This window comes from Pseudomonas sp. MF6394, from assembly GCF_002018845.1.
Taxonomy (GTDB): Bacteria; Pseudomonadota; Gammaproteobacteria; order Pseudomonadales; family Pseudomonadaceae; genus Aquipseudomonas; species Aquipseudomonas lactis.
In genome coordinates this window covers 74,457-87,627 of sequence record NZ_MVOJ01000001.1, presented here as the reverse complement: position 1 = coordinate 87,627, position 13,171 = coordinate 74,457, and the positions used below count along the sequence as shown (strand labels likewise).

At 52.7% G+C, this 13,171-nt stretch carries 15 protein-coding genes; 8 read left to right on the top strand and 7 right to left on the bottom strand.

Translation table 11 applies throughout. The features are described 5' to 3' along the window. The first annotated feature begins 37 nt into the window (after window positions 1-37). The gene (locus tag MF6394_RS00545; protein WP_078465793.1) at window positions 38-514 is read left to right on the top strand and encodes a hypothetical protein; all 477 of its coding nucleotides are present in this window, start codon (window positions 38-40) and stop codon (window positions 512-514) included. A gap of 83 nt (window positions 515-597) precedes the next feature. After that, entirely contained in the window at window positions 598-1,023 is a 426-nt protein-coding gene (locus MF6394_RS00540; protein ID WP_078465792.1) for a hypothetical protein, read from the top strand. A 128-nt stretch (window positions 1,024-1,151) separates the two neighbouring features. On the opposite strand, the gene MF6394_RS00535 is transcribed toward MF6394_RS00540, so the two are convergent. Together MF6394_RS00535 and MF6394_RS00530 are read right to left on the bottom strand one after the other, a co-directional pair. Then, window positions 1,152-1,694 (bottom strand): DUF1523 family protein, encoded by a 543-nt coding sequence (locus tag MF6394_RS00535; RefSeq protein ID WP_078465791.1) that lies wholly within the window; start codon window positions 1,692-1,694, stop codon window positions 1,152-1,154. A gap of 252 nt (window positions 1,695-1,946) precedes the next feature. Beyond that, window positions 1,947-2,321, bottom strand: a complete 375-nt coding sequence (locus MF6394_RS00530; protein WP_078465790.1) for a histone-like nucleoid-structuring protein, MvaT/MvaU family — start codon at window positions 2,319-2,321, stop codon at window positions 1,947-1,949. Window positions 2,322-3,543: 1,222 nt separating this feature from the next. Here MF6394_RS00530 and MF6394_RS33620 point away from each other — a divergent pair. The 4 genes from MF6394_RS33620 to MF6394_RS00510 all read left to right on the top strand — a co-directional run bounded on the left by MF6394_RS33620 (window position 3,544) and on the right by MF6394_RS00510 (window position 7,515). Beyond that, on the top strand, window positions 3,544-3,915 hold the full coding sequence (locus MF6394_RS33620) for a hypothetical protein (RefSeq protein ID WP_153045949.1): 372 nt from the start codon (window positions 3,544-3,546) through the stop codon (window positions 3,913-3,915). Window positions 3,916-4,098: 183 nt separating this feature from the next. Next, window positions 4,099-5,280 carry a C2H2-type zinc finger protein gene (locus MF6394_RS00525; RefSeq protein WP_078465789.1) on the top strand — a complete coding sequence of 394 codons (1,182 nt, stop codon included), beginning with the start codon at window positions 4,099-4,101 and terminating at the stop codon, window positions 5,278-5,280. 228 nt (window positions 5,281-5,508) lie between these two features. Beyond that, window positions 5,509-5,751: a hypothetical protein gene (locus tag MF6394_RS00520; RefSeq protein ID WP_078465788.1), complete on the top strand. Its 243-nt coding sequence runs from the start codon at window positions 5,509-5,511 to the stop codon at window positions 5,749-5,751. 990 nt (window positions 5,752-6,741) lie between these two features. Continuing rightward, window positions 6,742-7,515 (top strand): hypothetical protein, encoded by a 774-nt coding sequence (locus MF6394_RS00510; RefSeq protein ID WP_153045948.1) that lies wholly within the window; start codon window positions 6,742-6,744, stop codon window positions 7,513-7,515. Between the two features lie 55 nt (window positions 7,516-7,570). On the opposite strand, the gene MF6394_RS00505 is transcribed toward MF6394_RS00510, so the two are convergent. The 5 genes from MF6394_RS00505 to MF6394_RS00485 form a co-directional block, all read right to left on the bottom strand. After that, window positions 7,571-7,912 (bottom strand): hypothetical protein, encoded by a 342-nt coding sequence (locus tag MF6394_RS00505; RefSeq protein WP_078465785.1) that lies wholly within the window; start codon window positions 7,910-7,912, stop codon window positions 7,571-7,573. 99 nt (window positions 7,913-8,011) lie between these two features. Then, window positions 8,012-8,221, bottom strand: coding sequence for a hypothetical protein (locus MF6394_RS00500; RefSeq protein ID WP_078465784.1), 210 nt, complete (start codon window positions 8,219-8,221; stop codon window positions 8,012-8,014). Between the two features lie 90 nt (window positions 8,222-8,311). Continuing rightward, on the bottom strand, window positions 8,312-8,653 hold the full coding sequence (locus MF6394_RS00495; RefSeq protein ID WP_078465783.1) for a hypothetical protein: 342 nt from the start codon (window positions 8,651-8,653) through the stop codon (window positions 8,312-8,314). A gap of 130 nt (window positions 8,654-8,783) precedes the next feature. Then, a complete protein-coding gene (locus MF6394_RS00490) occupies window positions 8,784-9,821 on the bottom strand; it encodes a hypothetical protein (protein ID WP_153045947.1) in 1,038 nt (345 codons plus the stop codon). A gap of 42 nt (window positions 9,822-9,863) precedes the next feature. Continuing rightward, window positions 9,864-11,036, bottom strand: coding sequence for a hypothetical protein (locus MF6394_RS00485; protein ID WP_078465781.1), 1,173 nt, complete (start codon window positions 11,034-11,036; stop codon window positions 9,864-9,866). A 382-nt stretch (window positions 11,037-11,418) separates the two neighbouring features. Here MF6394_RS00485 and MF6394_RS00480 point away from each other — a divergent pair, with 382 nt between their 5' ends. Together MF6394_RS00480 and MF6394_RS00475 are read left to right on the top strand one after the other, a co-directional pair. Further along, window positions 11,419-12,093, top strand: a complete 675-nt coding sequence (locus tag MF6394_RS00480) for a hypothetical protein (RefSeq protein ID WP_078465780.1) — start codon at window positions 11,419-11,421, stop codon at window positions 12,091-12,093. Window positions 12,094-12,116: 23 nt separating this feature from the next. After that, entirely contained in the window at window positions 12,117-13,145 is a 1,029-nt protein-coding gene (locus MF6394_RS00475; RefSeq protein ID WP_078465779.1) for a phospholipase D family protein, read from the top strand. Window positions 13,146-13,171 lie beyond the last annotated feature (26 nt).

The window sequence follows — 13,171 nt, the reverse complement described above, 5'->3', positions numbered from 1 at the left end:
GTCACCAAAAAAATTTCAAGACAAAGGCAGGCATTTCATGACGAAGGTTTCCAAATGGGCAATCACGGCGTTCTGCTCGGTGCTGCTGGCCGCTTGCGATTCAAGCCAGGACAAAGCTGAAGAACTGGTCAAGTTGATGGGCATGGACGTCCAATACAAGATGGTAGTGCAAGTCGCCACGTCGGGTTATGCATCCAAATATCGCGAAGTCGCGCCAGAAAAAATCAAGGCCGTGATTGAGGACAACATTTCCCGGGACCTACTGAAAGATACCTTGGTCCAGGTATACGCAGATCACTTTGATGCCGACGAGCTCGAACTGATGATCGAGGCCAACAAGCATCCTGATCAGGCGATGAAAATTATTATGGGCTCTAAGGACGGCATGAAGTTGGCAAAAAAATCCATGGACGTCCAGGTGGATCTGCAGCGTGATATGGCCAAGGCGTTCGAGGATCGCGATGAGGACATTGTCGACGAACTGGACGACCTCCGAAAGGATGCCCGCGGCTGACCTTCATTTGCTCCGAACCACGGTAATCGACGCGGCTGCTACGGACAGTTCGAGGTAGCGTTTGGCAATTCATGGAGGGTGGGATGAGGTTTATTTTGGTAATGCTGCTGGTGCTCAGCGGCTTCGCTCACGCCGGTTGCGGCAGCATCAACAACGACGATCAACGCGCCTACTGCTACGTCAAAGAGGGGAATGGGAGCTGTGCGAGCATTAAGGACGACGATCTGCGCGCTACCTGCTATGTGGAGGCCGGCAATGGCAGTTGTGCGAGTATCCGTGATGATGACAAACGCAAATACTGCTACGTGAAAGAGGGCAACGGAAGCTGTGCAACCATCAACAATGACGACTTGCGTAACGCCTGCTACGTCGAAACAGGCAACGGGAGTTGCGCGAGTATCCGTGACGACGATCAGCGATACTTGTGCTACGCCAAGACTGGCAATGGCAGTTGCGGGAGCATCAAAAACGACGACTTGCGACGTCAGTGTGAAATGGTAAAGCGCTGACTGGCTTGCTTTTGCCAGGCCGGATAAAAGAATCTCACCTACAAAAAATGCCAGTCAGGTAACTGACTGGCATTTTTCATTCTGCGGCTAACGATCTTCCAAGCTGAAAAGGCGAGTGGTTCAACCGCTCAACCCAGTACTTCGCCCCTGGTCTTGCGCTTGAATCGCCGGCGCAGGAAAAACACCACAAACAAAATAAGCAGCGTGCCTACGGTGAGGAAAATCGTGTTGAACCAAGGAAACGGCTCTTCGCGACTGTTCGTGGCTTCGATGTCTGTGATGTTTGGGAACACGGACAATATTTGAATGCGCCAGCCGTAATAACGAATGAGAGCCAGCTGCTGGGCATCTCGTGAGTAACCCTGGGCCTTTGCCTGAACATCGGCCGCGTCAAACTTGAAGTACCACGGAAAACTCCACCCGGTATCTTCATTGCGATAGACCATTACGTTTTTCGATGTTGGGTGTTCAGTGTTAATGAAATACACATCCCGGGTAGGGCCGTCCGCGGGGTTTTCAGCATTAATGACGCCGTCATCATCCACACGTTTTACCTCGACGCCGGTGATGGCCACCACATCGTATTGCGGTAAAACATAAAACAGACCCAGGGCAGCGCCGGTGACCACCAGCAAAAACGCGCCGAGAATCACTCCTTTAATCCACTTCATGCGTGTGCTCCGTTATAGATGATCGAATTCTGCCCTAAATCGACCTAGGGATTTACTTTTAACAGTGACTTTTGGAAAAAACATGGTTAACAAATGTGTTTGCTCTAGACCTTGTATCTCGAAGGTGGCGAGCCAGCCTAATTGATTTTGGCTCTGTTAGGAGCGCCCAATAGCGAAGAAAATCACTACGTGCCCTGACTGTCATAAAAACCAGGGATATCTCCCTGGCCTGTATGGGTGGCCGCGAGATTTTTAACGAACAGATACCCAGCCTTCGACTACATCACCACCCCACTCAGCTTTCCACTCTTTCAGAATTTTGTGGTTGCCACCCTTTGTTTCAACAACTTCGTCGGTGTGTGGATTCTTGTAGACTTTTATCTGGCGTGGCGCTCGCTGGACCTGTTTACCGGGCACCGCTTTGGCAACCTTGCTCGCGGAAGCCTGCGGATCAAGGATATTGATCACGTCGCGGAGATTTTTCGCGTAGGAAGCCAGTAGGTCTTTCAACTTGGCTTCAAACTCGATCTCTTTTTGAAGCTTCGGGTCACCCTTGAGTGCTTCTCGACGGGCCTCCAATTCGAGGATATTTGCTTCAATGGTACGGTATTCGTTGATGAGGCTCATTTGGTGCTCCATATGATTACGATTGCGTTACTGGCAAGACTCGAGATCCAAATGCCGTAGTGGTCCAGCCTAGAGCTCTCTGAATCTGTTCTGCCTGAAGCGCCTTTGGTGAGAAAAGGAGGTGCTATTGCGAGGCGGAGATCAGAATTTAGGTTTCAGTCTCAGATACTAAGTCTACCAATCCGTTGATTCTTTCCCAACAGGTTTCAGTTAAAGCCACCTTGAACTGCGCTCCGGCTATCTGTGAAATCTCCTTTTGAAGCGTTAATACAGAACATGAGCGGTTCGAAGGCAAAAATAGAGATTTCAAAGGTGACTGTAACGGTCAGACTATTTTTTCAAAATGTCTGTTGGGAGTTGGATTGAAGGCGAAGTGCGGTCTTTAGGTCTTAGTGTAATACCAGATGTAATTTGTTTCCATGCGCTAGAAAAATGCACCACATCACGATGGAGCGCATTGATATGATGACGTAATTGCAAGCCTATACTCCTGGCCGTCGTGTTAAAAGTCGATGGTCAGCTAGGCGCCGCTGCTTCAAATTGATTGTTCATGAGCGCACGGACAAGGCATCCGATGGGTTGGTAATTTGGGGCTGCATGCAGAACGTTGTCATCATCATTTGAGAAGTCAAGATTGAATCCGTAATTTGCTTTGGACTTGAAACCTGAGGTCGTCGCCGTTATATTAACGGTTGGAGTGGGTTGGTGAGCTCTATCTAAATCTTGAATTCATATATAGGTATAAATGATGCTCATTGAAGTGTTACTTTTTTTAACGGTGTTGTGCCTAATCGTCATTCCTATTGCCGTGTACTTTGTAGCCAATTTCAGTATATGGTGGGTGATCGCCTTGTGTTTTATAGCGCTCTTTGCACTGGAGTGCCATGAACCCAAAAAGAAGAAAACGTGATGTATATGCTGGCTCCATTCCGTGGCTACATAATCTTTACAAATTTCTGTTGTGTAGTTCAGTACCTTATAGTCAAGTTGGCTCTGGCTTGAAACTGTCCAGCCAAGCATTAATCCACTATTTTTTTCAAGTGCGCTGGGAGTTAATTACTGCTTGCAAGGAAACTACCGAGAAAAGGTAGCCCGCAGCCATAGTGGTGCGGTAAGCTGTGGATATGCTCGGACAAGGGTGAATACCGTCGAGAAACCCTCAAAATCAGGCCAGGGTATTAATTCTCAGCTTTTCACTTCAAGTTGAAAAAGGGAAATTTCGGTGGAAACTAGTACAAAATCTCCAGTCGGCACTCGTGTAGTTTTGTATTTGGCTATCTTGTTAGTATTGGGAGGCTGTATCTATAATGGGCTCAGGATCTACATAGATAGGCAAACATACTCGCGAAGTGTTGCAGAGCTTGCCTTGCAAGCGTCGGCGCCAGTAACGCAGCGGATTGTAACGCGTGATGAGCATACTGAATACGAGAGGTGTGAAAGAGGTTTCTGTTGGAGTGCGCCTGATGAAGAAAGCCTAAAACAAGTAATGGAAATACAAGTTGGTGGAAATGGTGGGCTTCCCATGGTAGATACTGCTGCTTTTGAACAAGCCCTCAAACAACTGCAGGCGGACTACAGATCAATAAACAATTGACTTGGCACGATTCTATCATGAAGTTCTGAATTCCGATTTTCGGCCGGAGGCTGGGTTACTCAGTATCTGGGTGCATGTGTCACGATTCCTCAGCTTTCCAAACATACGGTAGTAACGCATTCCTAGTTGTGCGGGCCGCTATCGGTTGGCAAGATACTGAGTCTGAAACTGAGCACTGATACCATGATCTTCAAGTTACCCGGCGAGACCCTGCTTCGCCTTTGCGAAATTATTTCTGAGGCGCAGCGAGCCTTTACTGCCTCTCCGACGGTGTTGAGGTTTGAGAATGCGTTATTAGCGGAGGGTGTCTGTACGCTAACCGCAATAGGAACCCACTTGGTTGCCAATGAGAAACGGGGGTTTTCGGCCATTAAAGAACTGGTTGAAGACCTGGCCACTGTGTTTGACCTGTACATCCAGGGCATCTACCCCAGGCCTGAGTGCCTTGGTGATGAGGTTGAGGGCGAGAAGGGGTTGAATGCGGCCGATGCTACCTGGCTTCTCATCATGCTGGAGGCGATTGGGGTACAGGTTGATCCAAGTAGACTTGTTGAAGCACTCGTTACCCATATCGGGGATCGTAAACTTCTTACAGGCACTGAGTTCGACATCCTTCACTACAAGCATACCCTGGGAAAACGGCGGATCCAGTTGAATGCTGATCGAACCTTCCTTGAGGGGCCAGTTACCCAGAAGACGTTTAAAGACTCGATCGGGAATCGATACACCGTTTGTTCGCGGGGTGATCTGCCATATTCACTGGAAATCAGTGGGCCTAAATACCGGGAGCCCAAACCTCAGGAGGCGGTGACGTGCGACCTCTGCGGAATGCTCTACGTCACAAATCATCCTGGTGATGCGCGGCGGCACAAGACAACACACGATCGAGTGGTTCGCCGATTAAATCCCAAGCCGAGTGCGCGCCTTCAGAAGCGAGTCGTTACCGGGATTACCGGCGAACTCGTAGGTCCGGACGCCCCGCTGTGGATGCACGGTGAGGTGTACGAGAGGGCGGCAGCTTTCAGAAGGGAATTTGGTTACGATTTTATTCAGTGGCCTGGTGGCTCAAGTACACGCGCACCATCTGATTGGAGAGGCCATTTGTTTGCTGGCCCCGGGGGCGAAATCGCCGGAGCTTGCGCTTTCATGCATACAACGTCCAGAAAGGCTGAAGGAGAGTGGTCACTCCAATGGATCTGGATTGCCCCAATGTTCAGGCGTATGGGCCTCTTAGAGACCAGGTGGGCTGACTTTCAGCAAAGATACGGTGACTTCGATTTGGAAAAGCCTTTGTCTGAAGCCATGGTGAATTTCCTTTGGAAGCATGGATCAGAAGCACAGCGTGCGTCGTTGCCGGTCTTTTAGTTCAAAAAGGCTGCCCTAAGCTCATCCCATATAAGTCCGAGTATGTTGAGCAAAGCGACCCTTGCGGACCTTTAAGATTGGTTGGCTCCGTATGCTCTGGCGTAGACTGGGCAACTATTTTTAAAGCAATGGCGCGGCTCGACTGACCCGCTATATCAAATCCCGCAGTTACAAGTGGGGTTAGTCCGTAGAAGCCCCGGATAAGCCGCCTAAACGAGGAATCACGTTATGCCCGACCGTGGTCATCAAGCTAGCCACGCCCCAGCGTTTGAAACGAAGCCGGATCTTGAGCTTTACCAGACTGGTCACTACGGCGTAACCGGAATTGCCAATTACGATCCTGCACTTTGGGAGCGTGTTCGGCACATGGTCCGTCATAGGGCCAATTTAGACGGTCGAAGCGAAGGTATCGACTGGCTAACGGTGAGTAAAGGTCTGAATGCCAAGCGCGCTTCAATTAAGGGGCAGTGAGCGCAGCGCTACTAATCCCCAGGCTTCAGGCCCGGGGGCAAGTGCGCGCTGGACTGCGCTATGCACCTTATGTACTGCTACCTGCAGGGAAGACTCGTTGCGGCACGCAAGCACGTAGCTGAATACAGGTTCGATGCCCCCGAGACATTGGCCATCAGGTTCAATGTCCCATTTGCAGCGATGGCCATCAGCAATGCATTGCGTAGCAGTGGCTCAGCGGCTCGAAGCAATTCTGGACTTCAGCTACCACGCTCGCTTGCCAAGAGCACGCTGGTATCCCGTGCGGCAGACTTGACTAGGGTCATGACACGAGGTGCAAACTCTAAGGAGTCGTCAGTCCTGTAACGCTTGCCCATTAGCCACCACGCGTCTGCATATACCATAAGGGTAAAGCCAATCTTGCGGCTTTCCTTGCAGCGGGCTGTGACGTCGGGGAGGCGAGATCCTGAATGTAGTGCAAGTTGTCCAGGCAACGTACTGCGATACCGCAACGCTCGCCTGTGAAGGCCCCCCTCGTTAAACCTTCCAAATACTAAATCAACCCTCTTCAGGCTACGACGGTGCCCCGGGCTTTCACAGTCAGGTTTTGAGTTGTGCCCCGTTTAGAGCCGCAGTAGGGTAGATATCCCAATCCGAGGTCCAGACCTCCCGACCCTTGATGAGGCGATTACCAATGCTTGGTTGCTGCGGCGCAGAACGCATGAAATTCAAACCCAACGAAGATGAGGTTGATCAGGAACGCCTCGAGAAAATTGTCGAGAATTTGACCGTAGGCGACTGGGACGACTCAGTCATTGAAAAGCTGCGAGTGTGCAGCTGTCCTTGTCATGTCGATGGCCGTAACGTCATGTGCTGAAACTGTGGCCTTTCGCACCGCGGAAGCTTGCTCCCTGCTTAGTGTTTGATATGCATTGAGGGCGGCCAGCAGGTTCAGGTATCGAATGGCTGTAGGCATAGCTTCAGGAGCGTAGATTCGTGAGGGAGGAGTTAATGTCCAATGACCGCATCAATGATGCGAGAGCAAGAGAGGTCCTTGAGCGCGCGGCTACTGAACTCCTCGCCAAAGGCTGTGAGGAATTGGCTTTTGATATCCAACAACTTCTGCTCGAGACCATAGACGTCCCGGTGGAGTACGGCTGCCTGTGCTGTGGGGGCAAGCACTCTCCGTGGACAGCGCATTGCATTCATTGCAATCCCGGCCAGCACTTAACTTCAAACACGGCTGAAGCATTAAAGGCCTGCAGCTGGACCAACACACCTCAAGTCAACAAGGAAGTGCTCACGAGAGCAATTCAGGAGCTTGAGGCGGCAACTCGTACTCGTGACTTCACCAAAGATCTGCTGTCTGCATTCATCGCGGAGTGGAACGGCTATCTGGTGCTTGATCGGGTCGGTGAAGGCTCTGATGCCAGATTCGTCTATCCCGAGGTTGAGCTGGCGTTTGTCAGCTGGTGCAAGGGCGGGATCAAACTGAATGCAGCGCTGAATCAACTTGCAAACCAACGAGTTGTCGTCAAGCGACTGCGGCAAGAAATAAATGATCTCACTGAAACGGCCGAAAAAGTGGAAATCGAGCTGGAGTCCAGCCTTCACCATGCGCAACAGCGTGACACCGAAGCTTTCGGGCTTCTCAATCGGATCCTCAAAGGAACTCCCAGTGTTTCCAAGGGAGAGCTTCGAACTTTCCTCAAACGTGCGGAATCACTGAGGGCCTGGGGTGGCCAGTCCATGGCCCAGCCCCGTTTGAATCCCCCAATGGAGTAGCGGGATAGGTTCCAACTGCCGGCAGAAGAGAAAAGTGGGAGCGACATGCGTTGGGTTAGGCGAAGGGGGCGGCAGCCTGATCAAAAACCGTCGCATAGCGACCCTGGTCGTGAGTCTCCTGCAGTGCTGCACGAAGCTGGGCCAACTGCTCATACCCAGCCAACGCCTCTACCAGTTCCGCGACACCAGCTTTTTCCGGAAGGGTTGTGAGTACCTGGTCGAGCTGCTCGACCTGAAGATCATCAAGGGCAACAACGGCCCCCGACTGCAACAGATCCGACAGATACGCCAATTCCGGAAGAAAGCCCTTGCCCTTGCCAATGCGTCCGTTATTCGCCAGATCGATCTTAGCTTCCTCACCGGTTGCGGATTTCATGGTTACGATATTTGTGGTCATTTGACTCCCCGTATGTTGAGCGCGTGGTCGCGTCTCTATGTGCACAGCTCCGACTGGCCTGGATTTGAGTGTTGCAGAGCGCCGCTTTATTCGATTGGATCAGTAGGCCAGGTCTGCTTGAAACTCGTGCTCACACTCGGGGCAGGACAGTTCGATATCCCGGCTGGCCTCTGTGTCGTGCTCGCAAGTCTGAATACCTTCAGCAGCAATGTCGTGAGTTTCCAACACATCAAACTCCTGCTTGCACGCAGGGCAGCTAACGAGGAGGGTAAGCGACCAAACAGCCTTAACGTTGGGGGTGGCACTCATTACAGAGATCCTTGAGGATTTGCATCCCAGCGCGGCTCTTGCCGGTGCCGGGTTTCTACCGGGTCACTTCTTGTAGAGGCGAACCCAGTCCTATGGCTGGACATATTGTGGTTTGCCCTGTTCATCAGTGATCCACTTGCCGGAGTCGGTACCAGGTATAGGGCCACACACCTGACCAAATATCTGCCATCCATGCTCATTGCCGGATTCCTTCCCGATGCGGACCATATTGAGTTGGCATTCCTGCCCAAGCATCTTGGCAGTTACCAACGCGTGGTCGCCATCAATCTTAGGCGTTCCCACGAGAATGAACCGAGTTGCCATATAATCCTTTGCTAATGCCCCGGCAGCCTCTGATGTACCTGATTCGGCGCTCTTAGCCGACGCGCACATGGACGCCATGAGCAATGCGATGAATAGTGCAGATTTCATTTGGATTCTCTTCTTGAACTATGTGAAAAAATGGCCCCGCATTATGGCGGGGCTGGGAGTATTGCTGGGCATATGCATCTATCACCGGCTGGGCACAGCAACCCCCTTTTGGTGATAAACATCGACGCGGCTACATACGAGTGGCAGGCGAGGCCGGCTTGCTTTTCAGTTCCTGAATTAGAGGGCCGAGCGCTTGCATATCGGCATTCAGGTTAACGAGCTTGAGCATATTTTCAACTGTGAAGAAGGCGCGGCCGGCGTCAACCACTTCCTGGGCTTTGATCAGGTCCTGCGGGACACGTCCGACCCATTTCGCAGTGCTTTGCAGCACGCGCGGTGACATGCGTTCAATGTCATCTATGGATTGTGTGGCGAATTGCTCAAGCGGCAGAACTAGGTTCGTCACCAGCATGTCTTTGAAGTTGGCGGCGAGGAACGTTAGTCCCGAGAGGGTGGTGACCAACACCTCTTTCGTCGGCAAGTCCTTTCTGGACTTCTTGTTGGTCGTCTCCCAGTAGGCAGCAGCCTCATCTGCGGTCATGGGTTCATCACGGATGATCCGATCCTGGCCTCTATCAGCTCGCTGTTTGAGCTGGGTATAGAACGGAGTGCCTACGGCCCCCATGAAACGGCGCTTCAGCTCTGAGAGCTCGGTATGGGCTTGCTTGAGGCTGCTCGCTGCCAGGATCAGCGAAGGGATGTCTTCACGTGCGCGCATGATGGAATCAATTCGGCGCTGCCGAGATAGGGCTTTGTCGATCCGCTGGCGCTCTAGGGTGAAGCTGATCCCGAAATGCTTGCGACCGCAATGGCCTCCAATGCCAGTCTCAAGTCCATCCGTAGTGGTGATGAGGTAGCCTCGACGATGCGGGGTATGGCAGGACTCGATGCCGCAGGGGATCGAATCGAGAAAGTGGTAGGGCATGACAACAGCGTCGAAGCCGCGATCGCTTTTGGGGCGGAACGCTAGCGATTGCGTGAAGTTCGGGCGCTTGGCGAGATCTTCAAAGCTGTCCAGGACAATTATCGATTGCTCCAAATCGCGTACCTCCGTTGACTGAACTGGCATTCTACCACTACTGGTAATGCAAACAGTGTTCAGGCCGGCGCAGATATTTGAAAGCCTCGCCCGCAACAGCATCAGCGCGGCGGGCAGTAGGGAATCCACTGATTACCGTCTACCATGCCGCGGCGGAGATGGGTGAGCCCGCTACGTCTTGGAGTGTCCATTCTGAATGCGCTCATAAATAATGGCGGCCGCGGCCTGAGCATCCCGGTCAAGTTCTGCGCTCATCGGAGCAATATCCAGCCCTTCGTCACCATCCACGTAGAAGTCGCCGCCCTGGTCATCATCAAACTCTTCTCCTGCGTATTGGCCACCGGCGTGGTATGCCCGCAGCGTCCCGACCGTGACATCTCTTCCGAGTAGACGGCTCAGATGAATCCACGTCCAGGTTTCAACGGTCGGAGCATCTCTGTCAGCGCTCACCAACCGGTGTAACGCTTCAGTGTCACCATTGCGTGCGGCTACCTGGGACCATGACATCGCCAACAAAGTCAAACCTGCAGCCTCAGCGAGGGTTGCAACCCGCCCGGCGAGTCCCGGCACCCCTGCATGCGAATCTAGGACTGCGAAGTCCTCCGCGGTTACAGCAATCCGCTTTTGCAATTCGTCGAGCTCAAAAAAGATAGCTTCAGGATGGCCAGATGCGGATGCCTTCGATAGATGAAATTCGGCACGCTCTATCAAACCCTCTTCGAAGAGAGCTTCGACGGCAAGTTGTTTCTCAGAACCTGATAGTTGTCGGCCTAAGCGCATCTGGAGCAGCCAGTAGACCGACCCTGAGTCATGATGCTTGACCAGCCGCTCGTAGATCCGGAAAAGGGCGTAATGCGCGGACGGGTTCTTGCAGCTGAAATCCTCAAGCATCCCCAAGGAAAGCCGCAGTTGAGGTGGCTCCATATCAAGGAGGCAGCCGTGCAGCTCCTCGAGGGCGAACTCGGTGGCATGGTCGATTGAAACCTGATCATCGTATAGGCCAAGCACCCCTGCGAGGGGAATCGCTGCCAGCTCATGGCGCTGTGCAAAAGACTCCACCACCAACGCAGTGAGGCGTGGAGAGCCTGCAGCCTGGAGTGCGACATGCCGTTCTGTGGCCCGCCTAAGATCTAGAAGCCCAGCCAGAAGGAGCCGAACGTTCTCGACTGCGTTGCCATCGCACCCGCTGAGCGAGACGATGAATGCCTGGCTATTCAGGCTTGCAAACGAGTCATACCCCAACAGCGCTGAAAGCAGTTCGTACGTGTGGCCAACCGAAGGTTTTTCGCCTGTCTGTTCAGCAAGGTTCTGGCGCAGGGAGAATACAAGTTCTTTGAGCAGCATGAGTCAATCCTCAAAGCTCGCCGACGGAGTGTGGGGTGCGCGTTTAAGACCTGTCGACGAGCGAGAGGGTTGAACGAGAATTTGGTGGTGCAAAGCCGGTTTCTACTCGCGCACAAGTATGCCTGGCGGCGCGGCCAATATAGTCGATGTTCAAGGAGGAGGGGTAGAGTGAAAGCTTTTTTTGATTAGGCTTCAAATGGGGCCGGCCTACAGTCAAACCGACTTGAATGCTCGTGTGGAAGTTCGTTCTACTCAACAGGGCTAGGCGCAGCGTTTCTGAATTCTGTGCGATCGTGAGCCCAGTCGTTATGATGAGCCGACTATTCGTTTAACACTTTGGCAATGCTCCGGTGAGCATGCTGAAGACTGTTCGAGGTTGGCTATGAGCATTAAGTCCCCCGTATTCACTGAAGCCCAGGTTGGGGCTGCACTGGCACAAGCTGCTGGGCTGATTTTTCACCCGCAGCTTTTCCGCCCGATGCCAAAGATCACGTTAGGTGAAGTTGGGGCTCCATCACAGACTGAGCCGCCCGCTGACGATTGGTCGGGTAAGATCGCATCTTCATTTGTCCGGCTTCCTGTTTTCGCAGATTTCATCCAGCGATGCGCTGCTGATGCCCATAAGGCCCTTTCGAATGATGACCCCAGGGTCAATCCGGCCGGCATGAAGGCAGACGAGATGTGCAGCTCATCACATGCGCAAACGGTGCTGGCGCGCGTCCGTGATGAATTGATAAAGAATCCCTACGATGTCAAGTGGATTGGAGTGGTTGTCTTCGCACTAATCCGTACGCTTGAGGAGACAGTCGACAACGCGACCACCTCGGGTGATAAGTCAGACATGTCATTCGCCGTTTCTATGATGAACAGCTCACTGGTAGCCGCAGATGCATGGGAGCTCGGCTTCGTAACGAAGCGTACGTTCACAGTCCCTCAAATCGAGACGAGCCTCAGAAAACACATATCAGAACGGGTAGTCATAGCGCTTGCTTCGATGGTTGCGGTCGATCCTGGCGCAGCGTTTTTCAATGAGCATGCACCCGTACGCCTTCACTGATCACTAGGAGTAAGGATTGCCCCATGTTCCTGGGACCAGATCAATACAGCGCCGCTTTGATGCGGATGGTCGCTGAAGAGTCTTCGCTGGACGTTGCTGTGGCGTTTTGGGGGAAGGGTGCTGAGATGAAAGTGCATCCTGATGAGACGAAACCTATCCGCATCATCTGCAACCTGCTAAGCGGCGGGACGAACCCCTGGGTCATTGCACGCTTTCTTAAGCGAGCTGAGTTGAATTCCAACATCCAGATCCGCCAATGCGATGTGCTACATGCAAAGGTTTTGGTAGGCCGGTCACAGGCGATCATTGGCTCGGCCAATATCTCCGCTAACGGCCTTGGTCTTGATGGCGATGAAACTGGCCGATGGATTGAGGCAGGTGTACATACAGTAGCCATCGAAGAGGTAGAAAGTGCCCGAGCCTGGTTCGACCAGCTATGGAACACCGCTAGTGTTCGCGTGATAACGCGGGATGACGTCGCGAAAGCAATTGTGGCTTATAAGCGGCATCGAGGTACGCGGCCGGACTGCAGCTCCACTGGACCCTTTAGCTTCTCGAAATTCACGCCGGCGGATCTGATCGACAGGGATGCGTACGGTTTGCTGTATGTGAGCGGCCCCTCGGATGACGCCAAGGCAGCTACTGCGCGACACGCTGCCGCCGAGTCTAAGGCGTTGGGGGCAATTCCTGGTAAAGGCACCGAGCGCTGGTCATTTGAATGCTGGCCTGAGGACCTGAACACAACTGGCAAGGTCGAATACTTGGCCATGCTCTGGAATCAGGAGAAAGCCAATGTAGTCGTCGACGGTCCGTGCGTTATGACGGCGACTCAGCTGGAGTTTACGTACTCAGAAGGTGGTCAGCCTGGCTGGTTAGATTTGGCGAGACCGACGTCGACGCTGATCGGCCACAGCTTGAACAAAATGGAATGCCGGGCTTTGGCCAGGGAGTTGAAGCCGTACATGCAAACTGTGTGGGACGAGTCAGAGATATTGGACGAAGGTATGCGGCGTATTCACCTCAGTCACATTGCAGAGATAATTGAGCGGTGAATGATTGACCTCGTTTGCAGATTAGG